Source organism: Streptomyces sp. MS06, assembly GCF_047200655.1.
Taxonomy (GTDB): Bacteria; Actinomycetota; Actinomycetes; order Streptomycetales; family Streptomycetaceae; genus Streptomyces.
In genome coordinates this window covers 1-26204 of sequence record NZ_JBJZOJ010000062.1, presented here as the reverse complement: position 1 = coordinate 26204, position 26204 = coordinate 1, and the positions used below count along the sequence as shown (strand labels likewise).

Annotated in this window: 20 protein-coding genes; 7 read left to right on the top strand and 13 right to left on the bottom strand. The window is 72.1% G+C overall.

Going from position 1 to position 26204, the window contains the following annotated elements; translation table 11 throughout:
- Nucleotides 1-34 precede the first annotated feature (34 nt).
- Nucleotides 35-1201, bottom strand: a complete 1167-nt coding sequence (gene glgA / locus ACL02U_RS26830; RefSeq protein ID WP_412793530.1) for a glycogen synthase — start codon at nucleotides 1199-1201, stop codon at nucleotides 35-37.
- Nucleotides 1202-1241: 40 nt separating this feature from the next.
- Entirely contained in the window at nucleotides 1242-1994 is a 753-nt protein-coding gene (locus ACL02U_RS26825) for a (2Fe-2S)-binding protein (protein WP_412793529.1), read from the bottom strand.
- Between the two features lie 228 nt (nucleotides 1995-2222).
- On the opposite strand from ACL02U_RS26825, the gene ACL02U_RS26820 reads away from it, so the two are divergent.
- Complete coding sequence (locus ACL02U_RS26820) at nucleotides 2223-3464, top strand: DMT family transporter (protein ID WP_412793528.1); 1242 nt, start codon at nucleotides 2223-2225, stop codon at nucleotides 3462-3464.
- Here the strand turns inward: ACL02U_RS26820 and ACL02U_RS26815 are convergent.
- Nucleotides 3454-4626: a transglycosylase family protein gene (locus ACL02U_RS26815; RefSeq protein ID WP_412793527.1), complete on the bottom strand. Its 1173-nt coding sequence runs from the start codon at nucleotides 4624-4626 to the stop codon at nucleotides 3454-3456. The genes ACL02U_RS26820 and ACL02U_RS26815 overlap by 11 nt on opposite strands.
- A gap of 343 nt (nucleotides 4627-4969) precedes the next feature.
- Between ACL02U_RS26815 and gndA the strand changes: the two genes are divergently transcribed.
- Nucleotides 4970-6409 (top strand): NADP-dependent phosphogluconate dehydrogenase, encoded by a 1440-nt coding sequence (gene gndA, locus ACL02U_RS26810; protein ID WP_412793526.1) that lies wholly within the window; start codon nucleotides 4970-4972, stop codon nucleotides 6407-6409.
- 944 nt (nucleotides 6410-7353) lie between these two features.
- Here gndA and ACL02U_RS26805 read toward each other — a convergent pair.
- The 4 genes from ACL02U_RS26805 to ACL02U_RS26790 all read right to left on the bottom strand — a co-directional run bounded on the left by ACL02U_RS26805 (nucleotide 7354) and on the right by ACL02U_RS26790 (nucleotide 10259).
- Nucleotides 7354-7701, bottom strand: coding sequence for a GNAT family N-acetyltransferase (locus ACL02U_RS26805; protein ID WP_412793525.1), 348 nt, complete (start codon nucleotides 7699-7701; stop codon nucleotides 7354-7356).
- Between the two features lie 27 nt (nucleotides 7702-7728).
- Nucleotides 7729-8148 (bottom strand): aspartate 1-decarboxylase, encoded by a 420-nt coding sequence (gene panD / locus ACL02U_RS26800; RefSeq protein ID WP_412793524.1) that lies wholly within the window; start codon nucleotides 8146-8148, stop codon nucleotides 7729-7731.
- Nucleotides 8149-8474: 326 nt separating this feature from the next.
- Nucleotides 8475-8999, bottom strand: coding sequence for a hypothetical protein (locus ACL02U_RS26795; RefSeq protein ID WP_412793523.1), 525 nt, complete (start codon nucleotides 8997-8999; stop codon nucleotides 8475-8477).
- A 522-nt stretch (nucleotides 9000-9521) separates the two neighbouring features.
- Nucleotides 9522-10259, bottom strand: a complete 738-nt coding sequence (locus tag ACL02U_RS26790; RefSeq protein ID WP_412793522.1) for a flavodoxin family protein — start codon at nucleotides 10257-10259, stop codon at nucleotides 9522-9524.
- Between the two features lie 266 nt (nucleotides 10260-10525).
- On the opposite strand from ACL02U_RS26790, the gene ACL02U_RS26785 reads away from it, so the two are divergent.
- Nucleotides 10526-12211 (top strand): ribonuclease J, encoded by a 1686-nt coding sequence (locus ACL02U_RS26785; protein WP_412793521.1) that lies wholly within the window; start codon nucleotides 10526-10528, stop codon nucleotides 12209-12211.
- A 176-nt stretch (nucleotides 12212-12387) separates the two neighbouring features.
- Here ACL02U_RS26785 and ACL02U_RS26780 read toward each other — a convergent pair whose 3' ends face one another.
- Both ACL02U_RS26780 and ACL02U_RS26775 read right to left on the bottom strand, forming a co-directional pair.
- Complete coding sequence (locus ACL02U_RS26780; RefSeq protein WP_412793520.1) at nucleotides 12388-12732, bottom strand: MerR family transcriptional regulator; 345 nt, start codon at nucleotides 12730-12732, stop codon at nucleotides 12388-12390.
- Between the two features lie 613 nt (nucleotides 12733-13345).
- Nucleotides 13346-13834, bottom strand: a complete 489-nt coding sequence (locus tag ACL02U_RS26775) for a GNAT family N-acetyltransferase (RefSeq protein WP_412793519.1) — start codon at nucleotides 13832-13834, stop codon at nucleotides 13346-13348.
- Between the two features lie 587 nt (nucleotides 13835-14421).
- On the opposite strand from ACL02U_RS26775, the gene ACL02U_RS26770 reads away from it, so the two are divergent.
- The 4 genes from ACL02U_RS26770 to ACL02U_RS26755 all read left to right on the top strand — a co-directional run bounded on the left by ACL02U_RS26770 (nucleotide 14422) and on the right by ACL02U_RS26755 (nucleotide 18292).
- Complete coding sequence (locus tag ACL02U_RS26770) at nucleotides 14422-14628, top strand: cold-shock protein (protein WP_020943091.1); 207 nt, start codon at nucleotides 14422-14424, stop codon at nucleotides 14626-14628.
- A 243-nt stretch (nucleotides 14629-14871) separates the two neighbouring features.
- Nucleotides 14872-16359, top strand: coding sequence for a DEAD/DEAH box helicase (locus ACL02U_RS26765; protein ID WP_412793518.1), 1488 nt, complete (start codon nucleotides 14872-14874; stop codon nucleotides 16357-16359).
- A 79-nt stretch (nucleotides 16360-16438) separates the two neighbouring features.
- Entirely contained in the window at nucleotides 16439-16846 is a 408-nt protein-coding gene (locus tag ACL02U_RS26760; RefSeq protein ID WP_412793517.1) for a hypothetical protein, read from the top strand.
- Between the two features lie 510 nt (nucleotides 16847-17356).
- Complete coding sequence (locus ACL02U_RS26755) at nucleotides 17357-18292, top strand: M56 family metallopeptidase (RefSeq protein WP_412793516.1); 936 nt, start codon at nucleotides 17357-17359, stop codon at nucleotides 18290-18292.
- A gap of 385 nt (nucleotides 18293-18677) precedes the next feature.
- Here ACL02U_RS26755 and ACL02U_RS26750 read toward each other — a convergent pair whose 3' ends face one another.
- The 4 genes from ACL02U_RS26750 to pglZ form a co-directional block, all read right to left on the bottom strand.
- Nucleotides 18678-20894: a DEAD/DEAH box helicase gene (locus ACL02U_RS26750; protein WP_412793515.1), complete on the bottom strand. Its 2217-nt coding sequence runs from the start codon at nucleotides 20892-20894 to the stop codon at nucleotides 18678-18680.
- Nucleotides 20894-22243, bottom strand: coding sequence for a BREX system ATP-binding protein BrxD (gene brxD, locus ACL02U_RS26745; RefSeq protein WP_412793514.1), 1350 nt, complete (start codon nucleotides 22241-22243; stop codon nucleotides 20894-20896). Before brxD ends, ACL02U_RS26750 begins: the two co-directional genes overlap by 1 nt.
- Before the next feature lie 182 nt (nucleotides 22244-22425).
- Entirely contained in the window at nucleotides 22426-22836 is a 411-nt protein-coding gene (locus tag ACL02U_RS26740) for a hypothetical protein (RefSeq protein WP_412793513.1), read from the bottom strand.
- A gap of 273 nt (nucleotides 22837-23109) precedes the next feature.
- A complete protein-coding gene (pglZ, locus tag ACL02U_RS26735) occupies nucleotides 23110-26043 on the bottom strand; it encodes a BREX-2 system phosphatase PglZ (protein WP_412793512.1) in 2934 nt (977 codons plus the stop codon).
- Nucleotides 26044-26204 lie beyond the last annotated feature (161 nt).

Genomic DNA, 26204 nt, shown 5'->3' with positions numbered 1-26204 from the left:
GTCTCCCGTGGTTGTCCGCGGTTCCGTGCAGGACCTACCGGGCCTGGTCGAGAACCCTCTCGTACAGCTCCACCGTGCGCCGGGCGACCGCGTCCCAGCCGAACTCCCCCACCGCGCGTCCGCGCCCCGCCTCACCCAGCCGCCGGGCGGTGTCCGGGTCGCCGAGCACCGAGTCCAGCGCCCGGGCGAGTCCCGCCTCGAAGTCGCCGTCCACCGGTACGAGTACCCCGGTGCGGCCGTCCTCGACGACCTCGGGGATGCCGCCGACCCGGGAGGCCACCACGGGCGTGCCGCAGGCCATGGCCTCCAGGTTGACGATGCCGAGGGGCTCGTACACGGACGGGCAGACGAAGACGGCCGCGTGGGTGAGGAGCTGGATCACCTCGGGACGCGGCAGCATCCTGGGGATCCAGTGGACACCGTCGCGCGCCCGGCCCAGCTCCGCGTGCAGCGCGCGGAACTCCGCGTCGATCTCCGGCGTGTCCGGCGCGCCCGCGCACAGCACGACCTGGGCGACCGGATCGATCCGCCGTGCGGCGCGCAGCAGGTGGTCGACGCCCTTCTGGCGGGTGATCCGGCCGACGAACAGCACGTAGGGGCGGTCCGGGTCGATGCCGAGGCGGGTCAGGGTCCCGGTGCCGTGGTCGGGCCGGTACAGCGAGGTGTCGATCCCGTTGTGCACCACGTGGACGCGGGACGGGTCCAGCGCCGGGTAGCAGCCGAGGATGTCCTCGCGCATGGCGCCGGAGACCGCGATCACCGCGTCGGCGGCCTCGATCGCGGTGCGCTCGGCCCAGCCGGACAGGGCGTATCCGCCGCCGAGCTGCTCCGCCTTCCAGGGACGCAGTGGCTCCAGGGAGTGGGCGGTCATCACGTGCGGGACGCCGTGCAGCAGCTTGGCGAGATGGCCGGCGAGGTTGGCGTACCAGGTGTGGGAGTGGACGAGCCGGCAGTGCTCCAGGCCGGCGGCCATCGCGAGGTCCACGGAGAAGGTGCGCAGTGCGTCGTTCGCGCCGTCGAGGGCCGCCCAGGGCCGGTGGCGCACGACACCGGCCGCCCGGTCCGCCGCGGTGCCCTCGCCCCAGCAGTGCACGTCCAGGTCGACCAGGGGCCGCAGCTCGCGGGCGAGGAACTCGACGTGGACGCCCGCGCCACCGTAGACGTCCGGGGGGTACTCCCGCGTCAGCAGTCCCACTCGCACCCGGAACCCCCTGTGTTCGGTGGCTGGTTCCCTCTCATGGTCACCCAGATGTGCCGCGCGGGGAAGAGCGCGGGGGGTGTGCGAAGCAGCAGTCGCCGCACACGCCGCCGTCCGGGACCCGGTAGTACAGGCAGCAGCTGCGCCGCCGGAAGGCGGTGCCGGCGAGGGTGCCGGTGCCGGCCAGGTAGGGGTGGGCCAGGAGCCGGGCGGTGAGGTCGCGGGCCCGTCCGGCGACGTCGGGGCGGCCGGTGCGGCGGGCCCAGCCGTCGAGCTGCCGGGCGGCGCCGGCGAGCGCGGACGCGGCGTTGCCCCGCAGGAGGCCCGCGGCGATCCGCCGGCGGGCGCGCAACGCGGCCTCCAGGGGGACGAGGTGGCGGTCCAGCACCGAGCGCGCGACGGCCGCGGCGCCGCCGTCGGCCAGCGCCGGCGGTTCGGCCGGCCAGAGGTCGTCGGGCGCGGTGGCGTCGGGGTCCCAGAGCAGCAGCCGGGGATCCAGGTCGGGGACCCGGCCGTGGAGGACCGCCGGACCGAGGGCGAGCGACCACAGCCGCGCGGCCAGCCCCTGCTGCGCCACCGAGGCGGCGATCCGCGGTTCGGGGGCCCGCAGGCTCCCGGCGACCTTGCGGAGCCGGAAACCCAGCGGATCGCGGTAAACATCCGATGTGTCGCTCCCCTGCGGCCGCGTGTACGCCTGCGCCAGGGTCGGCTGCGGACGGGGCGGCCGTCCGGGGGCACGTAGCAGGAAGAAGCCGCCGAGGGGCGCCGGCGCGGGCAGTGCGGGGTCCGGGTCCACGAGGGGCAGTAGTACCAAAGGCCGCCCGGGGGTCGGCCACCGGGGTTGGCCGACGTGTCACCCACCCAGGGGAGGACGGGCCGGTGAGCGTACTCCATCGGTAGTAGGACCCATTGTGTGCTCAGGTACGACGACGGGAACACCGCGAGCGGGCATCGTGTTGTCCATGCAGGCCGACCGTTCGTCCCGGCGGGACAACCGCCCCCGCCCCACCCAGAGGAACAGCTCATGAGCGCCCTCGCGCTGTCCGTGCTGCTGTCACTGGTGTCCGCCGTGGCCTACGCGGGCGGGGCGATCGTGCAGGAGCGGGTCGCGGTGTCCTCGCCGAACGAGCAGTTCGCGCCACTGCGCCGACCGAGCTGGTGGGCGGCGATCGCCCTGAACGGCCTGGGTGGTCTGCTGCACGTGGTGGCCCTGGCCTGCGGGCCGCTCAGCCTGGTCCAGCCGCTGGGCGCGCTCACCATCGTCTTCGCGCTGCCCATGGCGGCGCTGTTCGTCGGCCGTCGGGCCGGCGCCACGGCCTGGCGCGGCGCGCTGATGGCGACGGTCGGCCTCGCCGGGCTGCTGTCCCTGGTCGGCGCCTCCGAGGCGCACTCGCTCAGCGCGGCGCAGCGGTTCGCCGCCGCGGTGGTCACCGGCGGGGTGCTGGTGGCGCTGATGGCGGCCGGGCGGGCGGCGCACCGGCGCCCGGCGGTCCGCAGTGTGCTGCTCGCGATCGGTTCCGGTATCGCCTTCGGTATGTCCTCGGTGTTCACCAAGACCGTGGCGGTCGACTGGACCAGCGGCGTACCCGCGGGCGACCTGCCCTCCCTTGCCGTCATCGCCGTCCTCGCGGTCGGCGGGGTCCTGCTGTCGCAGGCCTCCTACCGGGACGGCGGCCTGGCGGCCCCGCTGGCGACGCTGACGGTCGTGAACCCGGTCGTCGCGGCCGCGGTGGGCATCACCATGTTCGGCGAAACCTTCCGCTACGGCACCACCGGTACGGCGCTCGCCCTCGGCTCGGGCGTGGTCGCGGCGGGCGGCCTGGTGCTGCTGACGACCGAGCGGCTGCGGCAGCCGGCCGGCGGGGAGCGGACGGCCCGGGTGCCCGCGGTGCCGGAGCTGCCGGAGGGGCACCGGGCTTCCGCCCCGGAACTCCTGCCGCGGCAGGACGCGGCGTACGGCGGGAACCGGGCGGCCGGTGCACCCGGGCGGGTGTGGGACGTGCCTGCGGAGCGGGTGCTGCTGGCCTCACGTGGCGACGCGCCCGGGGAGGAGCGGAGCACCCTGGGCGTGCCGACGGACACCGGGGGCGTACCGCCCGGCGCTCGGCGTCCGTACCCGCCGGACGAGGGGCCACGGACACCGGGGCCCCGGTCACTGGAGCGGGCCGTTCCCGTGGAGCTGGTGCAGTCGTTCGGGCCGCTGTGCGCGGGGGCCTGCCGGCCGGTCCCGGTCCTGGACCGGCACCGCGTCCGCGTCAGATCGTGACACCCCCGGCCCGCAGGTAGGCGAGCGGGTCGACGTCCGAGCCGAATCCCGGCCCCGTCCGCACCTCGAAGTGCAGGTGCGGTCCCGTGGTGTTGCCGGTGGACCCCGAGCGGCCGATGCGCTGCCCCTCACCCACCGACTGCCCCGTGCGCACCGAGATCGCGGACAGGTGGGCGTACTGGGTGTAGCGGCCGTCGGCGTGCCGGATCACCACCTGGTAGCCGAACGCGCCCGCCCAGCCCGTCGCAGCAACCGTGCCCGGACCGACCGCGCGCACCGAGGTGCCGGTCGGCACGGGGAAGTCGACACCGGTGTGGTAGCCCTTCGACCAGGAGGAGCCGGCCGCGTGGTACGGCGTGCCGACGGAGGCGCCCGCCACCGGCGCGACGAGCCGGTGGGAGGCCTTGTGCGTGGTGCTCCCGGTCTTCTCCTGCTTGGCGGGGGACTTCTTCTGCGGCTTGGCGGCCTTGGTGGCGGGCCCCTTCTGCTGCTTGGCGGCGGGCTTGCGGGGGTGGGACGTGCCGTGCAGGTCGAGCCGCTGACCCGGGAGGATCAGATCGGGGTCGCTCCCGATCGTCCGGCGGTTGGCCGCGTAGAGCTGCCGCCAACCGCCCCCGACGTGCTCGTCGGCGGCGATACCGGAGAGGGTGTCCCCGTGCACCACGGTGTACATCTCGGTGGTGCCCGCCCGGGACTGCGGGGTGGTCTGCGGCTGCACGTCGGGCACGGAACTCTCGACGGCCCGGCTCGCCCGGCCGTCGGGGCGGACGTCCGGCGCGGCGCCGCCCCTGGTCAGCCCGGCCCGCACCGAGCACACCGGCCAGGCCCGCGGCCCCTGCCCCTTGAGGACCTGCTCCGCCACGGCGATCTGCTGGTCCTTCGTGGCCAGGTCGGCGCGGGGCGCGTACGCCGTGCCGCCGTACTCCGCCCAGGTGGACCGGGTGAACTGGAGGCCGCCGTAGAAGCCGTTGCCGGTGTTGATGCTCCAGTCGCCGCTCGACTCGCAGGCGGCGACCTTGTTCCAGGTGCCGACGTCGGCGGCGTGGGCTGCGCCGGTGCCGATCAGCGGGAGCGCCATCCCCGCGCCGCCGGCCGCGGCGGTGAGCGAGGCGCGGTTGATCCTGTTCGGCTGGTACCGGCGGTGCCGGCCGCGTGCGGCCATGTCTGCAGCCCCCTCGACGTGCGTCAGGAGCGGCAAAAGTAGCTGCTGCGAACAGGCCGTGACAAGGCGGATGTCGGCCGCACGATCGACACAACTGGCGGATATTCGATGGCAGTTGGCTGATTCACCGGGTGGCGGTGAGGTGAGGGGCGTTGCCGCACGTACCCATTGCTGCGACGGGACACGCCGAGCAGGTTCGTCCGGTCCGCGGATCGGCACGTCAGCATGGCCGGTGAGGCGATACTGGCGGTCACGCTGCCCGGACCCACCGGCAGGACCGACCCCGTACACGTACTACGGATCCCCTGGATCGGATCCCCTGGATCAATGAGGAGCAGGCGGTATGAGCAGTTCAGCGCAGATCGGCGTCACGGGGCTCGCGGTCATGGGCCGCAACCTCGCCCGCAACTTCGCCCGCAACGGCTACCCGGTGGCGGTGCACAACCGGACGGCGGCACGCACGCACGCACTCGTGGAGGAGTTCGGCCAGGAGGGGGAGTTCATCGCGGCCGAGACCGCCAAGGAGTTCGTGGCGGCCCTGGAACGCCCCCGGCGACTGGTGATCATGGTGAAGGCGGGTGACCCGACGGACGCGGTGATCCGCGAGTTCGCCCCGCTGCTGGAATCCGGCGACATGATCATCGACGGGGGCAACGCGCACTTCGCCGACACCCGCCGCCGGGAGCGGGAGCTGCGCGAGCAGGGCATCCACTTCGTCGGCGCAGGCATCTCCGGCGGCGAGGAGGGGGCGCTGCACGGCCCGAGCATCATGCCGGGCGGCTCCGCGGAGTCGTACCGCTCGCTGGGCCCGATGCTGGAGAAGATCTCCGCCAAGGCCGCGGACGGGGCGCCGTGCGTGACACACGTCGGCCCGGACGGCGCCGGGCACTTCGTCAAGATGGTGCACAACGGCATCGAGTACGCCGACATGCAGCTGATCGGCGAGGCGTACCAACTGCTGCGCGACGTCGCCGGCTACTCCCCCGCGCAGATCGCGGAGATCTTCCGCACCTGGAACACCGGCCGGCTCGACTCCTACCTCATCGAGATCACCGCGGAGGTGCTCTCGCACGTGGACGAGGCCACCGGGAAGCCGTTCGTGGACGTGGTGGCGGACCAGGCGGAGCAGAAGGGCACCGGCCGCTGGACGGTCCAGATCGCCCTCGACCTGGGCGTGCCGGTCTCCGGCATCGCGGAGGCCGTGTTCGCCCGCTCGCTGTCCGGGCACGCGGCGCTGCGGCAGGCCTCCCGAGGGCTGGCCGGCCCGAAGGCCGCGCCGCTGACGGAGTCGGAGGCGGCGGCCTTCGCCGACCGGGTCGAGCAGGCCCTGTACGCCTCGAAGATCGTGTCGTACACCCAGGGCTTCCACGAGATCGCCGCGGGCAGCGAGGAGTACGGCTGGGACATCGACCTGGGCGCGGTCTCCGCGATCTGGCGCGGCGGCTGCATCATCCGCGCCGCGTTCCTGGACCGCATCCGCGCCGCCTACGACACCCGGCCCGACCTGCCGAGCCTGCTGGCCGACGAGACGTTCGCCGCGGAGATCGGCGCCGCACAGGACGACTGGCGCGAGGTGCTGGTGGCGGCGACCCGGCAGGGAGTGCCCACGCCGGGCTTCGCGGCGGCACTCGCCTACTACGACGCGCTGCGCGCCGAGCGGCTGCCGGCCGCGCTCACCCAGGGGCAGCGCGACTTCTTCGGCGCCCACACCTACCGGCGGACCGACCGGGAGGGGTCGTTCCACACGCTGTGGGGCGGTGACCGCTCGGAGGTGACGGCGTAGCCGTCCGACGTTCGGCCGACGGTGTAGCCGTCCGACGTTCGGCCGGCCCGCGGAGCGACCTCCGGGTGGATCCGCGGGCCGCCGGGACCGGGCCGCTCAGGTGAGTGGCGGACCGGGTTCCGGGCTCGGGAACGGTTCCGGGCCCGGCGGGATGGGCGACGGATCGGGTTCCGGAACCGGGCTGGGACCGGGCGGCTGGGGCGTTGGCGGTGGCTGGGGTGGCCCGGGCGGCGTCGGTGGTTGGGGTGGTCCGGGCGGTGTGGGCGGCGGCGTCGGGGCAGGGGGCTGCGGGGCCGGTCCCGGAGGCGGCTCGGGGGCCGGTGGCGGCTCGGGGGCCGGTGGCGGCTCGGGGGCCGGTGGCGGCTCGGGGGCAGGCGGAGGCTCGGGGGCCGGCGGAGGTGCCGGTTCCGGGGACGGCTCGGGCGGCTGCGGGCCGGGGCCGGGCGTCGGGCTCGGCGGCATCGGCTGGGGGTAGGGGTCGGTCATGGCGTCCTCCATCCAGTGGTCGACCGCGGCTCGCTGGACTACTCCCCCACGTACCCGGAGCGGGTGCGGGCAGTCGCCCGACGGCACCGGACCGGCGGGCCCGCGGCATGGTGCACCGCGACCGCCCGGCCCGGTGCACGGTACCCGCCTGCCGTGCACGGCGGGCGGGGCAGGCGAACCGGCGCGGCCGGAAATCGCCCGCACGGCTCCGCCGGGCAGCGGTACATCGTGGACACGGCGAGGCGACGCATCCGAGCAGGGGCCGGGACGACTCGAGCACGGCGGGAGCCTGCGGTCGACGCAGGGACGGAAACCGACCCTGCGCACCCGGGGTGCGGCCTCGCGGGTGTCGCGCGGCCTCCTGCCTCCGCACCGCCGAAGGAAGCAGGAAGCGCCGAGGGAGCCGAGTGCCGCGGATCCGCAGCCGGTGCGTCCTCGGCGAGACCGAGGCCGTCTCCTCAGAAGTGTCCCGGGTGGCCCCTGAGCCAGTCCTTCGCGGCCTGCAGCAGCTCCGGGTCCGCCGGCGGAGCCTCACCCGGGTGACGGGCGGCCCATGCACTCACATACGGGCACAGCGGCGCGACCGGGAGTCCTTCGCGGGCGGCGACGGCATAGAACTCGCGGGCGAGCGAACCGGCGATGCCCCGGCCTTCGTGACCCGGCTCGACGACGGTGTGCACCGGCACCAGTGCGCGCCCGGGAGCGTCCAGGACGAAGTACTCGACGCGTCCGACGACGTTCCCGTCGTCGTCGACGGACTCCAGGCGCCCCGCCGCCCGGTCGTCGCGGATCTCGAGGCCGGTCATGGGCACGCTCCTGCTCGTCGCGGGGGGTCAGGCCGTGACGGCCTGTGGGCTGCGCTCCTGGTCCGAGCCCGGTACCGGCTCCGAGGGGTCGGCACCCAGAGCCACGATCCGGTTGTCCGCGTCCACGTGCACCACCCGCGGCTCCAGCGCCCTCGCCTCGGCGTCGGTGACCTGGGCGTAGCTGATGATGATCACGAGGTCGCCGGGGTGGACGAGGTGGGCTGCGGCACCGTTGATCCCGATGACGCCCGACCCGCGCTCCCCCTCGATGACGTACGTCTCCAGCCGGGCGCCGTTCGTGATGTCGACGATGTGCACCAGCTCACCGGGCAGCAGATCGGCGGCGTCCAGCAGATCGGCGTCGATGGTGACCGATCCGACATAGTGCAGGTCGGCCTGGGTGACGGTGGCGCGGTGGATCTTGGACTTGAACAGAGTACGCAGCACTTTGGACTCCTGAAAGACGGCTCCCTGCCTGCTTTCTGCAGGTCAAGGGCGATCTTCACTCTACACGGGCGCACGTCGAAGTCGACGGTTGTGAGGAACATCGCTTCTCATTGGGGGTAGGGCTCCGGGCCTGGGCTTCCGCACCATCCGGTCTGTTGTGACGCCCTCGACCAGGTGCCTGCTCGGACAGTCCGGGTCCGCAAATTCGACTGACGAAGCGACTCCTCCTCGTTCACCTCCTGCACGAAGAGTGATGCTCCACCCCGGACGAACAGGAACAGAGCCTCACCTTCCGGGCGGCGGCAGAGATTCAGCCGCCCGCTACATCATTCGTACGTCTCGAAGAACGGACGCTTCACCGTTCCCGCAGCGGAGAACGGGCGGAAGTCACGATCTGTCAGGACGCGGTAGATGAATTCCGTGGTCGAGATGTCGAAACGATGCCAGTCCTCCAAGGGATCGGTTCGGGCCACGATCGGCCATTGCTCGGGGGGTACTGAGGTGTCGGCGAGCCAGTAGTACTGGTCCTCCGTGAGGGAGCTCCCCCAGAGGACGAGTCCGCTGCCGTCGGCGTCGAACACGTCGTAGGGGTCGAAGAGTGCACTGAGTTGACCGCTCTCGCGGCGCCGCCGCTGCGACTTCCATCGCCCCAGCAGCCCGTACGAGTCGACGGCATTCGGGGGCAGCAACTCCAGGTACCCGCTGAAAGCTCCGTGACGAAACGCCTCGCAGAGCTTCTTGTAGTCGGCGGGGAGTTGCGTCCCGAATTGCTCCTCGACGTCATCCCAGTCCACATCCCGCCGTGACGCCCCCCAGCGAGTGGCGGAGATGATCTCGTCGACTCTGTCCATGATGCCCCTTCTGCTCCCATCGGCCGCCCGCTGCAGCCTCGCCATGCGCGGACAGCACGTCCAAAGCGCCACCGCCAGCGGCACCTACGGCCGCGCCGCCTGCTCCGCACCCTTGTCACAGGCGTCCCGCAGAGTCGTCTTCAGGACGCGCCGGATGTTGGCCGGCTCTCCCGGGCCCGCCCCGTCCGCCTCCCATTCGTCCAGGAAGAGCTCGATGACGAGTGGCGTGACGGTATTCAGCTTTCGCGAGCCCAGGCGCGGTGTCGTCAGGCGACTGCCGGAGGACTGCGCCCCCTCCCGGCCCCCACCGCGGCGGCGACTCACGCCTACGCAGCAGTCTCTCGGGGGCATCAGTGGCGACCGCCTCTCGCCAGGGTACGGGCCGCGCGTCGACCCCGTCGGAAGCCGTCGTACCGGATGGGCGGCGGCTCCCGGTTGCGGCGAGTTCCCGTGCGGAGCCGAGGCAGCAGACGGGGTGGTTGCCGTCTCCCGGGCGGATGCGCTGCCCCGGCCGTTGTTCTCCTACCGGTGCTCGGGGTTCTCGTAGTCGCGGCGGCAACCCGCGTCCCAGGCGGTGCGCTGGTTGCCGTAGGCGGGGATGCCACCCAGGTCCTTCAGTGCCCGGGCCAGGTGCAGCAGGTTCCAGGTCATGAAGGTGGTGTTGCGGTTGGTGAAGTCGTTCTCCGGACCGCCCGAGCCGGGATCGAGGTAGGAGGGACCGGGACCCGCCTCGCCGATCCACCCGGCGTCCGCCTGCGGAGGGATGGTGTACCCCAGGTGCTGCAGGCTGTAGAGCACGTTCATGGCGCAGTGCTTGACGCCGTCCTCGTTTCCGGTGATCAGACACCCGCCGACCCCGCCGTAATAGGCGTACTGCCCGGCTTCGTTGAGCAGACTGGAGCAGGCGTAGAGGCGTTCGATCACCTGCTTCATCACGGAGCTGTTGTCGCCGAGCCAGATGGGGCCGGCCAGCACGAGGATGTCGGCCGCCATGACCTGCCGGTAGAGGTCCGGCCATGCGTCGGTCGCCCACCCGTGCTCCCGCATGTCGGGCCACACCCCGGTGGCGATGTCGTGGTCCACCGCCCGCACGACGTCGACGTGCACGCCCTGCGAGTCCAGGATGTCCGTGCTGCGGTCGATCAGACCTTGCGTGTTGCTCGTCTCCGGCGATCGCTTGAGGGTGCAGTTGATCACCAGAGCCCGCAGGTCGTCATACTGCGCGGGCGGTGCGTCAGCGGCGGGCGGCGAAGCGGTCACACGGTCCTCCAGGACTTGACGCCGCACCGGGCGGCGGAGCGTACGCATCCGGATCCAGCGTCCGGTCAAGCCCGGCCCGGTGCTACCGCAGCACCTCCGAATGGACTCGTCGGTACCCGAGAAGGACCGGCAGCCGGGGCGGCGGGCAGATGAGACGCTTGCCGGCCTGAGCGCCGGTACGTCTCCGGCGTCGGCGCGTACCGAGCGCGCGCTGGGTCACCCGGGCGATGGATCATCCTGTCCCGTTCTCCGGGTACCGTCAGGGTATGAGTCATCCGCACCCCGACCTCAAAGCCGCACCACCGCTTCCCGAAGGAGGGTTGCGGGTCATCGCCCTTGGCGGCCTCGGTGAGATCGGCCGTAACATGACCGTCTTCGAGCACGCGGGCAAGTTGCTCATCGTCGACTGCGGCGTACTGTTCCCCGAGGAGACTCAGCCCGGCGTGGACGTGATCCTGCCGGACTTCACCGCGATCCGGGACCGGCTGGACGACGTCGTGGCCGTGGTCCTCACCCACGGCCACGAGGACCACATCGGCGGCGTGCCGTACCTGCTGCGCGAGCGGTCGGACATTCCCGTCGTCGGCTCCAAGCTGACGCTGGCGTTCCTCGAGGCCAAGCTCAAGGAACACGGCATCCGGCCGCGGACGGTGCGGGTGCGGGAGGGCGACCGGCGTGGCTTCGGGCCGTTCGACTGCGAGTTCGTAGCCGTCAACCACTCCATCCCCGACAGCCTGGCGGTCGCGATCCGCACCCGGGCCGGGATGGTGCTGCACACCGGCGACTTCAAGATGGACCAGTTCCCCCTCGACGACCGCATCACCGATCTGCGCGCGTTCGCCCGCCTCGGCGAGGAGGGTGTGGACCTGTTCCTCACCGACTCCACCAACGCCGAAGTACCCGGCTTCACCACCTCCGAACGAGAGCTGAACCCGGCGATCGAGCAGGTGATGCGCACCGCGCCGCGCCGGGTCATCGTCTCCAGCTTCGCCAGTCACGTGCACCGCATCCAGCAGGTCCTGGACGCCGCCCACCAGCATGGGCGCAAGGTCGCCTTCGTCGGCCGGTCGATGGTCCGCAACATGGGCATCGCCCGTGATCTGGGCTATCTGAAGGTCCCCTCCGGTCTGGTCGTGAGCACGAAGGAGCTGGAGAAACTCCCGGACCACAAGATCACTCTGGTGTGCACCGGCTCCCAGGGCGAACCGATGGCCGCGCTGTCGCGGATGGCCAACCGCGACCACATGATCCGCATCGGCAAGGGCGACACCGTCCTGCTCGCCAGCTCCCTCATCCCCGGCAACGAGAACGCCATCTACCGGGTGATCAACGGACTCACCCGGTGGGGCGCCCACGTGGTGCACAAGGGCAACGCCAGGGTGCACGTCTCCGGGCACGCCAGCGCCGGCGAACTCGTCTACTGCTACAACATCGTCAAGCCCCGCAACGTCATGCCCGTGCACGGTGAATGGCGCCATCTGCGGGCCAACGCCGACCTCGCCATCCGTACCGGTGTCGACCCCGACCGGGTCGTCGTCGCCGATGACGGCGTCGTCGTCGACCTGGTCGACGGACGCGCGTCCATCTCCGGCAAGGTCCCCGCCGGCAATGTCTACGTGGACGGCATGGAGGTCGGCGGCGCCACCGAGGCATCCCTCAAGGACCGCCTGACCCTCGCGTCGGAAGGCGTGGTCACGGTGGTGGCGATCGTCGACGCGGACACCGGTGCCCTCGCCGAAGCCCCCGACTTCCTGGCCCGGGGCTTCGTCCACGACGACGCCACCTTCGGGCCGGTCATCCCCGTCATCGAGAAGACCCTGGCCACCGCGGCCGAGGAAGGCGTCGGGGACGCGCACCAACTCGAACAACTCCTCGCCCGCGCGGTCGCGAACTGGGCGTTCCGCGCCCACCGCCGCAAGCCCCTCATCATCCCCGTCATCATCGACGCCTGAGCCGCAGCCCGGCAGCACGGTCCCCGTTCCGGCCCGGGCCCGGCACCGCCCGCGAGGGGCTTCGCGGGCGGTGCCGCCTCAGCGGCGGCCGGAAGCTACGCCGTTCCAAGGCACCGCCACCCAGGGCGGCCTCGTCCGGGGGAGCGCGTCGGTTGCCTCGGGTCCGGGCGTTCTGATCAGGTCGACGTCTTCGGCTGAGGCTTGCTGCCCTCGGCACGCAGTTCCTCGTTGATGCGCTGCGCCTCTTCGAGCTGGTCCTCGAGGATGACGATGCGGCAGGCGGCCTCTATGGCGGTGCCCTGGTCGACGAGTTCGCGGGCGCGGGCGGCGATGCGCAGCTGGTATCGGGAGTAGCGGCGATGGCCGCCATCGGAGCGCAGCGGGGTGATCAAGCGGTGTTCACCGAGGGCGCGGAGGAAGGCGGGGGTGGTGCCGAGCATCTCGGCGGCCCGGCCCATGGTGTAGGCGGGGTAGTCGTCATCGTCGAGGGGACCGACGGGGTGGGAGCCGGCAGGCGGCATAGACCTCTTCTTTCGGGAACGCGTCGGGGGCCCGGGTGCCAGCACGGCACCCGGGCCCTGAGCTTTCAACATCATCTACCGGAGCACTGCGCCGGCCTTCTCTCTCCGCATGCGCCGCCTGGGATGGCGGGGTTGCGGGGACAGTGAATGCGTGACGGGGAACCACCTTCCATTCCGGGGCCGTGCGGTACCCGGGCGGACTGCTTCCACGCCCGGGCGATTCCGATGGCGCTCTGCTCCTCACCTTCGATTGCGCGGTACCGCGGGGCGCTGCTCGCAGCCCCGCTGGGGTGTCCTTCTGTCCTACCTGCACAGCAGTTCGTGTCTGCTGTGCCCACTTCGACTTCTGGGTACGAAGACGACGCTAGCCCTTCGGCAGCGGAATGTCTACTGTTGCCATGACAGTTTTTCTTCCCGGAGTGCGCGTCTGCCTCTACCGCAGGTACATCAGGAAGAGTGCTCACTCGAGTGGCGATCCCCGCTTCCCGTGCAGCGGTCCTCGGTGAGACCGGGAGAGGCCTGCCGCCGGCGATCACCTCGCCGGGGCGGAGACGACGGCGCACGCGGAGCGCGCCGTGCAGGCGAAGCCGGTGCTCGGCGAACCGGCGCCACGTCATTCCGGAGGAATGCGAAACTCGAATGCGGGACGGTCCCACAGGACGGCGGGCGGGTTCGCGAGGGCGGTCCCGACCCGTACGGCACCGACGCGGTGGTAGAAGCCCTCGGCGGGAACGTGCGACACGACCGCGACCCGGTCGAGCCCGGCGGCACGGGCCTCGCGTTGCATGTGCGCGACGAGCAGTCGTCCGATACCCCGTCCTTGCGCTTCGTCGGCGACGAACAGCAGGTCGAGCTCCGGTGGATCGAGGACGAGCGAGTAGAACCCGAGGACCCGGCCTTCGTGCTCGTCGGAGCCGACGGCCACGTAGGCGCGGTGGGCCTCGATGTAGTCGGGGCCGACCCGGTAGCCCGCGACGGCGGCTGCGTACCTGCCCGCGTAGGCGCCCGAGCCGCGCACGAGCCGTGTGAGCCTTCTGACATCCCGCGCGACGGCCCTCCGTATGGTGATCGGCCGGCTGATCGGGGAAGTCCGTGAACTCATCGGGTGAGTATTTCGCATCGAGGGAGCCTTCGACCGGAGGGGTCGGCCGCTCGGGCGGGAGACCGCCCTCGGGAACCACTCGTCGCGGCCGCGCTCCGCCGCTTGCCGGCTCCTTGGAGCGGGACCCGGACACGACGGTAAGGGTCCTCGTGGGTCCCGCCGAACGGCCGGACGCCCCGGGCACCGTCATGGCTCCCGGCCGGGTGATCGCCGTGGATCCGGCCGGCCCCGGACGCGAGACGCACGCCGTCCGCCCGGACTGCGACTCCGTGGCCGGGTGCTCCTGGCCGGCCCGCCGGATGAGCGGGCCGGAACAGCCGCGCGACTGTTGTCCGCCACAGCAGTCCCCAATACCTGGCGCCGTCACTACAGAAATACGCCCCCGCACGGGAGGGTAATACCGAACACTTCCGAAAACGCATGGCCTTCTCCCCCTCCGGCCCGTGCTAACGTAAGAGCTGTTGCGGTTTTGGTTACCAGAGATTTTTCTTTGCAGAGCTTTCCGGATCTTTCCGGAGGGGTGATCATCGCGGCGACTCGGCTCCGTAAAGTGCGGAGTCCGGCACTGCCCCCCAGGGAGATTCAATATGGCATCTGGCACCGTGAAGTGGTTCAACGCGGAAAAGGGCTTCGGCTTCATCGAGCAGGAGGGCGGCGGCGCTGACGTGTTCGCCCACTACTCGAACATCATCAGCAACGGAGGCTTCCGCGAGCTTCAGGAAGGCCAGAAGGTTAGCTTCGACGTCACGCAGGGCCAGAAGGGCCCCCAGGCCGAGAACATCGTTCCCGCCTGACGCAGACGCGACTCGTCGCGAGCCAGCGGTTCGCGCATCATGTGGCTGGGGCCCGTGCTCTTGGGGTACGGGCCCCAGCTCACTGCTTTTCCCATTTCCGGATTTTCCGGACCGCCGGCCGTCCCCCGCTCCAGCGCCACGAGGCCCGGCTCCTTTTTTCTTCGGCTCATTCTTGCGAATCCTCGTGCGGCCATCGCCGCTGGACGGAATTCCTCGATACGCCGCATCGAGGAGGGTTCTCCCGTGAACCGCACCCCCCGTCACACCGGCACCGCTCCGGATGGCCGCTTCCGTACACAGCGGACGGGCCGCCAGGCCCCCCGCCCGGGTACCGGACGAAGGACCGGCCAGGCCGCACGTTCCGCCTCCCGCCGGCAGGAGTTCGCCCTGCCGGTCACCCTCACCGAACCGCTGCCGGCGGTCGAGGCGTTCGCCGAACTGGACATGCCCGCACGGCTGTTGTCCGCGCTCGGCGCCGAGGGCGTGACCGTGCCCTTCCCGATCCAGGCGGCCACACTGCCGAACGCGCTGGCCGGCCGGCACGTCCTGGGCCGGGGCCGTACGGGCTCGGGCAAGACGCTCGCCTTCGGCCTGCCGGTACTGGCCCGTCTGGACGGGCAGCGGGCCCAGCCCCGGCAGCCGCTCGCCCTCGTCCTCGTCCCCACCCGGGAACTGGCCCAGCAGGTCACCGACGCGCTCACCCCCTACGCCCGCGCCCTGCGGCTGCGGCTCGCCACCGTGGTGGGCGGCATGTCGATCGGGCGCCAGGCGAGCGCGCTGCGCAACGGCGCCGAGGTCGTCGTGGCGACGCCCGGCCGCCTCAAGGACCTGATCGAGCGGCGGGCCTGCCGACTGGACCGGGTCGCCGTCACCGTGCTGGACGAAGCCGACCAGATGGCCGACATGGGTTTCATGCCGCAGGTGACCGCGTTGCTCGACCAAGTTCCCGTGAGCGGCCAGCGGTTGCTGTTCTCGGCGACGCTGGACCGCAACATCGACCTCCTGGTACGCCGCTACCTCCACGACCCCGTGGTGCACTCGGTCGACCCGTCCGCGGGAGCCGTCACCACCATGGAGCACCACCTCCTGCACGTCCGCGACGCCGACAAGGACACCGCCGCGACCGAGATCGCCGCCCGCGACGGACGTGTGCTCATGTTCCTGGACACCAAGCACGCGGTGGACCGGCTCACCAGGCACCTGCTGTCCGTCGGGGTACGGGCCTCGGCCCTGCACGGCGGCAAGTCCCAGTCGCAGCGGAACCGGACGCTCACCCAGTTCAAGGACGGCCACGTCACGGTCCTGGTGGCCACCAACGTCGCCGCCCGGGGAATCCACGTCACGGGCCTCGACCTCGTTGTGAACGTCGACCCTCCCGGCGACCACAAGGACTACCTCCACCGCGGCGGCCGTACCGCGCGCGCCGGCGACTCCGGCACCGTCGTCACCCTCGTCCTACCGCACCAGCGGCGCACGGTGAACCGCCTGATGGGCGACGCCGGAATCGCTCCGCGCACCGCGCGGATCCGCCCCGGCGAGGCCGAGCTGCAGCGCATCACCGGCGCCCGGACCCCCTCCGGCGTACCCGTCGTCCTCGCCGCACCGGCCGAAGGAGGAACCGAGGGCGGGCGATCCGTCGGCCGGCATCACAGGAGCCGGGCCGCCGGCCGTGGCGGAAACGGCCGGGCCGCCGCCCGGGGCCGTCGGCCGGCACCGAGGAACAACCCGTAGCCCGAGCCCGGGCAAGGGCTCACCGCGGTCGGGACGAGCCGCCGCCCGTCCTGCCCACCCCGACCAGAAGGAGAAGCCCTTGACGCCGTTTCCATCCCGAACAGAGCAGTTCGGCAGTGCGGAAGGCACCGGCCTGACCGCCGGCGACGCCATGTACGCTCCCGGGCCGCAGGTCGACGACCACATGGCGGTGGACGTGGCCCTGTCCGTCCTCATCGGTGCCCGTGTTCCGCATCTGCTCCTCCGGGACGAGGAGGGCCGGTGCGCGGGACTGGTGACGAGGGCCCAGCTCGCCGCACACCGCGGCGGATCGTGGTACCGCGACCGGACGCGGCTGCGGGACATCCCCCTCGACCGCGGGCCGTTCACCTCGTCCACGTCGACACTCGGTGAGGCGGAGGCCGCCATGCGGATCCGGACGCTGGAGGTGTCCCCCGTGATCGACGCACACGGCTACGCCCTGGGCGTGCTCGCTCTCACACCCTGACCCTCGTACCGCTCCGGCCCCACCGCCGTCACCCGGCACGGCCGCAGCCCGTGGCGGCGTAGCCGCATCGCGGAGGCCGCGCCCGGGGCGGGACCGGGCAGCCTCCGCGACCGGCTCCGTCGCCTCGGCCCGTGGCCGGCTCCCCCGACTGCGGCCCGCCCGCCCTGCCTTCGGATTCCGCCGTCGCCCGGGAGTACGCCCCGCTCGATGTGGATCCTCATGCGGCCGGTCGAGACGGCCCCACGGGCGAGATGGCCTCTTTCTACGTCTCGTAGTAGCTTGATCGCTCGTGAACGGCCTGGCCGCAGGACGAGGGAGGTGCCGGGTGACGGGAGGCAGGGGCTTTTGGGGGGAGGCCCGTCGTCATGCACGGGGCGGGCTGAAAGGCGGCCCGGAAGGGGACGGAGGCCGGGCCGGGGTGCGCGCCCGGTTCGCGTCCCACCTGTCACCGGAGGACGGGCGACTGCCCGAGCACCTCCCGCACGGCGACTGAGCCGGGGAGGACGGAACGTGTTCTGGCCCGTGCCGATGTATCTACCACTGCTGGTGAGTGCGGTGCTGGCGTTGGCCGCACCCTGGGTGGCGCGTCGGATGCCTCCGCATGCCGCTGCATGGGCGACGCTGTGCGCGGCGGTCGTTGCGGCCGGTACCTGGGTCACGGAGCTGGCGATCCTGGCCTTCACCGCGGTGGGCCAGGTGCCGCTGGTGGCCGAGCAGGGGCCCTGGTCGGTGAGTGCGCTGGCGGCAGAGGATCCGGTGAGCCGGAAGATCGCCGCCCTGTGTGCCGCGGTGGTCCTGCTGCTGGCGGCAAGCCTGACCGTGGCGTCCTGGCGCCGGGGGCGTGCGCTGGTCGACGCCTGGCGGGAGTGCCGCCACATCGCGGCGGGTGGAGACCTGACCGTCGTCGATGATCCGGTGCCCACGGCGTTCGCCGTGCTCGGCCTGCCCGGACGGATCGTCGTCTCCTCGGGGATGTTGCGCCTGCTGGACGGACCGGAGCGGCAGGCCCTGCTCGCCCATGAACGAGCCCATCTGCGGTACCGGCACCACCTGTTCTCCCTGCTGCTGCACCTGACGGCGGCCGTCAACCCGCTGCTGCGGCCCTTGGAGAAGGCAGGAGCCTTCGCCGTGGAACGGTGGGCGGACGAGGAGGCCGCCACTTCGGTCGGGGACCGACGGGTGGTCGCCCGTGCGATAGCGCGGGCCGCACTGGCGTCCGGGCGAGCCACGCACATCGCGCTGTCCGCGACGGGTGGGCCGGTCCCCCAGCGCGTCCAAGCGCTGCTGGCTCCACCGCGCCGCCGCGCCGACGGCCCGATGGCGGCGTTCGCCGTTCTGATGGCGACCTGCTGCGCGAGCCTGGCCGTGACCGTGCACGACACGGAGCGCCTGTTCGAGGCCGCCATGCACGCCCACACCGCGGCCACGCAGCTGCGCACGCGCTGACCACGGCCGACGCTCCCACCCGTGCCGCAACGCCGTCCGGCGGATCTTCGCACCGGGTGGCTCGTGACGGCCGCTCGGCGGTCCCGTGCGACCCGGCCGCCGCGCGCGGGTGGCGCACGGTACGGCTGCCGGGGCGCTCGTGCCACGGTCCCGATCCCGGCGAGGCCGGCAGCGGCCGCTGGCCCGCAGCATGGTGGCCGGCGCTCGGCCCGGTGGAACCCCGGGGGCTCGGCTTCGAGGTCTTGCACGACCACCCCCGACCGCGGGCGCGGTCAGTCTCGGAGCCACCTCCGGGTCTCGGCAGAGAACGCCGCGGTGCGCTCGGGCCGGTCGTCGCCGAGCAGGTCGCCGGCGACGTGGTAGCCGTGGCGGGCCAGGTGCTGTCTCAGCCGGAACCGCTTGAGCCGGCAACGCGCACGGGCTCCGACAGCACCCTGCGAGCGCTTTCGAAGTCGGCCAGGCGGGCCGCGACCGTGGCGACGGCGAGGCGTTCGGGAAGGGCCGCGGAGAACTTCAGGCCGCGTACGGCCCGCTGGTCCACGTCGGGGAGGACCAGGTTCTCGCCGACGCTCCCGCGAGCCGCACGCCAGTCGGCCGGGCTGACGTCTTCGCGCAGGCGCAGCCAGCAGTCGGTGGGGCGCTGCAGGGGGTCTGTGACCGACTGCAGGGTTGCCCCGAGAGTGGCGTTGGCGCGGTAGCCGGCCCAGGTCCACCAGCGCACGTCGCTGCCGACCCGCGTGACGAGGGTGCCGCCCGGGTGCACGGTGTAGGGCGCGTCGCTCTCCCGCTGTTCGGCCAGCGATGCCTCGGCTCGACGGGTGAGCGACACGGGCGGGTCCGCGCCCAGCAGCACCTCGCGCATGGCCCGTGTGAGGGCGTAGGACAGTCCGGCGATGCCGCCGTTCATCCACTTGGCGACGCCGCCGCCGTCCGCGGGTTCGACGAAGACCCGTTTGCGCAGCCAGTCGATGTAGGTGACCTGCCAGCTGCGTCCGCCGAGCAGCAGGCGCCGGGGCCCGGGGCGTTCCTCGGTGAGGACGCTGGGGTCGGTTCGGCCGATCTCCGTGCGCCCGGACAGCACGGTGAACTGGGGCGGCGCGGTGAAGGACGCGGTGAGTTCGATGAAGTGCCGTTTACCGAAGCGGCGTTCGGCCTCGGGCCCCACGAACAGCAGACCGCCGTCGTTGTCGAGGAAGCCCTCCTCGGTGAGGTGGCGCAGGATGGGGGCGGCGGACCGGTCGAAGGGGGCCAGTCCGTTCCACTGTCGGTCCCACAACTGGTCGCCGAGCTTGTGCTGTTGGAGGGTGACGGCGAGGAGTTGCTGGGCGACGAGGTGGCGCGGCTCGGGCGGCGGGAGGACCGGTTCGACCCAGCCGCGTGACCACAGCAGCAGGAGTCCGGCGGCCTGCAGCAGTGTGTCCTTGCGGGTGGTGAGGAACAGGCAGTTGCGCACGGTGCCGGAGCGTCGGCCCGTGCGGCCGATGCGTTGCAGGAACGAGGCGACGGAGGCCGGTGAGTCGATCTGGATGACACGGTCCAGGTCACCGACGTCGATGCCGAGTTCGAGGGTGGAGGTGGAGACGATGACGCAGTCGCGGGCCTCGGCGAAGGCTTGCTCGGAGCGGGTGCGTTCGTCGACGGAGAGGGAGGCGTGGGACAGGAAGACGGTCACCTCGCGGGCCCGGAGCGCAGCGCCCAGTTGTTCGACCTGGGCCCGCGAGTCGCAGAAGACGAGCCGTTTCTCTCCCCGGTGCAGGGCCGCGATGAGTTTGGCGGCGTTGTCCAGGGAGCCCACGTAGTCGATCTCCACCTCGCCTGCGGGCCTGGGGAGTTGGCTGACCGGGGTCGTCTTGCCGTCGTTGTCGGCCGGGCTGGGAGCGGGCGGCAGTTGCACTCCGGGGGCGACGACCTGCCCGATGCGGTTTCCGGCGCCCGCACCCTGCAACCAGTGCAGTATTTCCTCGGGGTTGCCGACGGTCGCCGAGAGTCCGATCCGCTGGATGGGGCGGCCGGTGACCCGTTCGAGTCGTTCGAGTACGGCCAGCAGGTGCCAGCCCCGGTCGTCGCCTGCGAAGGCGTGCACCTCGTCGACGACGACGGCCCTGACGCCGCCCAGCAGCCGGGCGTGATCGGTCTTGACGCCGATCAGCATCGCCTCGAGCGACTCGGGCGTGGTGAGCAGGATGTCCGGCGCCTCGGTGCGGATGCGCTGCCGCTGGGACTCCTTGGTGTCGCCGTGCCACAGCGCGGCGCGCCGCCCCAGCCACTGGGCGTACGTGTCGACGCGGCCGGCGAGGTTGTTGAGGAGCGCCTTGAGCGGGCAGAGGTACAGCACCGAGGTGCCGTTCCACTTGTGCTCGGTGATGGCCGACAGGAGGGGGAAGCAGGCGGCCTCGGTCTTGCCGCCCGCGGTGGGTGCGAGCAGTACGGCGTCCTCGCCGTCCATGAGGGGTGTGATCGCCGCCCGTTGGAGGGGACGCAGGTCGGGCCAGCCGAGGGTGTTGACGATGTGGTGCAGGACGACGGGGTCGAGCCGGTCCAGTACGTCGGCCGGGCCGTCGCCGTTCGCGGTGTCACCGACCGGGTTGCCGTCCTCAGCCATCACAGCTCCAGGTCGACGTCGTCGGCCGTGGCGGGCCCGGCGGAGACCGAGGCCGCCAGGTTTCGCTCGACGTCGGTGAGCTCACTTCTCGCGACCGTGAGCCGGTAGTGCTGCCGGGGATCGAAGTCGTCGAACTGGTCGACCCGGTCCAGGACATCGCCGACGAGCTTCTTCAGGAAAAGTCGCGGCGCCACTCCGACCTTCCCGCCCAGTGCCCCGCCGACGGCCCGCGCGAGGTCGGCCACGTAGGCGTCGTCGACGACCGTCCACACGCGCTCGGGTGCCTCGGCGGCGTCTGCGTACAGGTCGCGGATGGTGACGCCGAGGCCTGCCAGGGACTCCTGGCCGAAGCCGGGCAGCCGGATCTGCACGGCACGGGGATTGTCGAAGCGCGGCTCGGTGGTGAAGTCGGTGGCGAGCCGCTGGGCGAGCGGGGCGAGGCGTTGCACGCCCTGCTGGCCGTCGTAGAAGGCCGGCGTGCCGGTGATCACCAGGTACAGGCCGGGGAAGCGCCCGGAGTGGACCTCGTCGATGAGTTGGCGGAGCGCGTTGAGTGCCTTGTCCCGGGCGTCCGACCGTACCCGCTGCAGGGTCTCCACCTCGTCGAGGACGACGAACAGCCCGGTGTGCCCGGAGTCGCGCAGCACGGTGAGCAGACCCTGCAGGAAGCCGAGCGCGCCGAAGTGGTCGAGGTCGCCGCGCACGCCCGCCGACCGGCGTGCGGCGGCCGCCACGTGCGGCTGGCCGCCCAGCCAGGCGAGCACGGCGGCTGCGGTGGCCTCGTCTCCTGCGGCGAGCGCCGACCGGTAGCCGCGCAGTGCCGTGGCGAAGGACGGCGCGTGCCGGGACACCTCGGCGAGCCGGGCGGCGAGGAGCTTCTCCACCTCTTCGGGCAGTTCGTCCTCGGTCGCGCCGGCGGCGAGGGCGTCCTCCTCCAGCGCGTAGAACCAGGCGTCCACGACCGGGCGCAGCGCGCTGGGCGGAAAGCTGGAGGTGGTGAGCCGTTCGGTGAGTCGCCGGTAGACGGTCTCCAGTCTGTGCAGCGGGGTCTCGTTCTCCGAGACCTGGATCTCGGCGACGGCGAAGTTCCGCCGCTTGGCCCGCTCCCCCAGCCATCGGGTGAAGAACGTCTTGCCGGACCCGTACTCGCCGCGCACCGCCTTGAACACGGACCCGCCGGACGCGACGGCATCCAGTTCGGCGTCGAGTGCCGTCTCGAACCGGTCCAGTCCGGTGGCGAGCAGGTCCAGCCCGCTCTCGGGTACGGCGCCACGGCGCAGGGCGTCGATGACGGTTCGGCGGCGGGCGGCACTGACCTGTGCGGTGCGGGTGGGTCCGGGAGTACTCACGAGGGTCAGTGTCGCACTGCCCTGCTACGCGTCCGCACCGTTCCCCGGGCTCGCCGGGCCTTTCGCGAGGGACCGAACCCGCACGTCACCGTTTCGTTTCCGTCTTCCGCGAACCGGTTGACGGTCACCGGCGGGCGTTGGTGGAATCACTCTCCGTACAGGCGGCAGGGTGAGAAGACAGATCAGGTCAGTGGATGCGTGAACGGTCCCGCAACCCTCTCAAAGGCTTCGAGGGTGATCTCCGGGACGAACTCGGAATCGTTCTCCATACCCTCGGGAAGATGCGCTCTCATATCCTCACGGCACAAGAACGTGCCGTTGGGAATGAGGATCGCCCCGCTGGCCCGGTTCGCCAGCTCAATGATGATCTTCCACACGTCGCCGACCTGCGGACGCTCGACACCGATGACGGAGCCGACGACATCCACCTCGGCCTCGCTGCCGTCAGCGGCACGGATCCAGAACTCCCCATCGTTCCCGGTCACCTTGTCAGCCGAGGCCTCGTGGGGCGAGAGGATCGCCCGCACCACATCCATGTCCGGAGGAACCGGCTCGCCGTCCACGAACCTGTGCAGACTCAGGCCGTAGCTCACTTCGACGGCCCTGCCCTGAACACGAACTTGATCCCCTTGACGTTGTTGTCGAGTGCCCACTGTTCCAGGGCGTACCGAGTCTTTTCGTCGGACATGTACCACACGACGGGTGTGCCCTTCGCCGTAGGCCAGCATCGAGTCGGAGTAGTGCAGGTTCTTGGCGTCGATGAGTGTTCCGTTCTGATAGCCGTCGAACTTGACGTAGCCGCTCCGGTTGAGCCGCATTCCCCGGCGCGGTGGGCCGCGTTCGCCGTCTGCGCCGGGGAGTCGCGGTCATTCGGCCCGCAGGTCGAACTGGTCCCGCAGGAGGGCCGTGTGCAGTCGCAGGGTGCGGCCGTCCGGCAGGGTCTCCAGGACCTGGACTCCGTCGTAGTTGAGGAGCTGCCGCAGGACCGCCGCGAAGCCGTCGCCGCGGGTGGGCGGCAGCCCGACGCGCTGGGCGAGGGCGGTGACCGGGAGGGTGCCCGCGTCGACGAGGGTCGCGAGCGCCTTCCTGATCTGCTCCTGCGGCGGCTTGCGGGCCAGGAGTCCGAGCTGGGCCTGGTAGGTCTCCGAGGCGAGGAGTCCGTTGACCAGTGTCTCGTCCGGGGAGATCAGCGTCGGGCTGACGAGGGTGTCCTCGCCGCCCGCGGTGACTGCCACGTCGAACAGGGCGTCGTGCGTCTTGGCGAGTTCGGCCTGCTCCTTCTTCGGCTTGGCCGGTGCCCTCTTCGCCGGTGCGACGGCCGGAGGCGCCGGCCGGGCGGCTGCGGCAGCGGGCCGGGGGCCGGAGGACCACCACTGAGGCCGCTGGTCGCCCAGCTCCCGCCATCCCTTGGGCGGTTCCGCGCCGAACGGCAGGAAGGCCAGTACCGGGATGGTGAACTCGGCGAGCGACGCGCCGCCGTGGTAGCCGGCCTTGAGTGAGGTGTAGCGGGAGTCGGCGTCCCACAGGGCGACGATGCTCGCGCCGGGCTCGGGCCAGACGACCCGGGGCCCGGACAAGGCGACCTCCTGCTCGGCGAGGGGGCCGCCGCCGGGCAGCCGGTGCCGGGCGGACGACGGCTCAGCCGTCTCCACCTTGACCCCGTGCCGGTCCACGACGTGCCCGTGGTCGCTGGTGAGGAGGACCGCCATGCCCTCGGTGGCAGCCGCTCGCAGCAGGTCGCGCAGCCCGGCGACGTGGTCGACGTGCCACGCGCCGTCGCCGAGCTTCTGTTCCTTGGCGAGGCGGTCGTCGATGGTGTTGAGGACGACGGCGACATGGGTCCTGCCGTCGCTGAGGGCTGCCGTGAGGGCCGGGCCGAAGGTGTCACCGGCGTTATCGGAGCGCAGGTCGTCCTTGTGGAAGACGGCGGCCGGGGCTCCGCCCCACAGTTTGTGCGTCGGGAACAGCCGCTTCTCGTCGGTCTGCGTGCCCTTCGTCAGCCGGCCCGCGAAGAGGGAGGTGCGGGAGACGGCGGTCAGGGTGGGCAGCGCGGCGGACATGGCCCGGCGCTGTGGGGCGCCCTCGGGCAGCGGGTCGAACTCGGCCCAGGTGTTGCGTAGTTCCTCACCGAGTTCGTCGGCGATGGCGGCGCTCATGCCGTCGAGGACGAGCAGCAGTACGCGTCGCCCCTCGCCGTGGCGGACGACCGGCTTCACGACCTCTTCGAGGAAGGTCTCGACGGTCAGCATCGATCCGGGCTGTGTACCGGATGCGGTCCATGCAGCGAGGAGGGGGGCGAAGGAGGCGTCGATGGCGCGGCGCCGCTCGCGGACCCGTGTGCCGAGCGTGTCGTAGGCGGCCTTCAGGACCGGGTCCGGGTCTCCGCCGGCCTCGATGTGTTCGAGAGCGAGGTCGACCCAGCCGGTCTCGGCGATGTGCCGCGCTATGGCGTCGGCCACCGTGGGTGATGCGGTGGCCGGCTCGGTGGCCAGCCAGCGGGCGAGCCGCTGGCCCATGCGGGCCCGCTCGATGCGGGCGGACTCCTCGGGGTCGCCGGCGAGCCGGTGGCCGCGCAGGTGCCGTATGGCGTCGGCCACGGCGGCCGTGTCGGCGGTGGCGAGGGCGAGGGCACGTCCGACGGCCGTGTACCGGGCCTGCAGGCCGCCCGTCATCAGCGGGCTGGACTCGACGGCCTTCTCGGCACCGAACTGGCGGGCCAGGGTGGCGGCGTGGTCGAGGACGATGCCGGCCAGGCGTCGGGCCTCACGCGCCCGGTCCGGATCCGTCGTGCCGCTGCCGGTGCGGTGGCCGGTGGCGAGCAGCGCGGTGACGTACTCCTCGGCGGCGCGGCCGAAGACGGTCACCAGCGTGTCGAGTTGGTCGACGGTGGCCGGGGTCGGGTCGCCGAAGTAGCGCTCGGCGCGGCCGCGGGCCTGATACGTCTCGGGAGCGGGGTCGGCGTGTTCCCACAGGGCCGCGCACACCAGGCCGAAGGCGACCGCGTCTGCTCCTCGTTCGGCTTCGACGAGGGCGAGCAGGGCGCGCCCGGCGAGTCCGGCCTGGTCGTCCTCGCCGAGGAAGGCGGCGAGTCCGGTCCGTTCGGGGCCGCGCAGTCCGAGGAGCCGTTCGGGGCCGCCGCCGGTCGTGGACCAGCGGAGCAGGGCCTGGGCGTCGAGCCGTTCGTCGCCGGGCCGCTGGGCCGGTGCGACGGCCGTGTCGGTGTCGTAGCGGCCGAGGCGGAGGCGGCGCTGGGCGAGGGCGGTGAGGGCGTACTGCCGGGAGAGCCAGCCGCCGGAGACGGGCGGCCAGCCACCGGGCGGGGTGGCGTCGAGCAGGGCCTCGGCCGCCCAGTTGGCGTCCTTCAGTCGCGGGTCGATCTGCCGGGCGCCGAAGGCCTCGCGGACCACGTCCCAGCCGTCGACGGTGTCGACGGCCTTCTTGTGGACGCGGGCGAGGATCGCCGGATCGAGTTCGTGCTGCTCGCGGTCGGTGAGGACGACGAGTACGGCGGGGCCGGGAGTGCGGCCGGCGAGGTGGTCGAGGACCAGTTCGTGGACGGCGAGCGGGGACAGCGCTGCGGTGACCCGGGCGGTGCGGCCCTCCGCCCAGGTGGGCTCGGCCGGGCCGTCCCAGTGGGGTGTGGAGCGCAGCAGGACCACCCGGCGCCGGTCCTCGCTCCCCGGCCGGAGGGAGGCGGCGAGTTGCGGCTGGGCGGTGAGGTACTGGGTGATGGTCGCGGTGTTGAGCCGGACCGCGCCCGGCACGGCCGTGGGTTCGGTGGCGGGAGCGGTGCCGTTCATCGGTCGACCACCCGCCAGGTGATCTCGATGGTGGCCCCGGGGTTGTTCCTCGCCAGTTCGGCCAGCTCGGCCTCCAGGTCCCTGGCCGCCTGCCCGGCGGTGGTGGTGGGGGGGGGGGGGGGGGGGTGCGCAGGCCGGGGGGGGGGGGGGGGGGGGGCGGG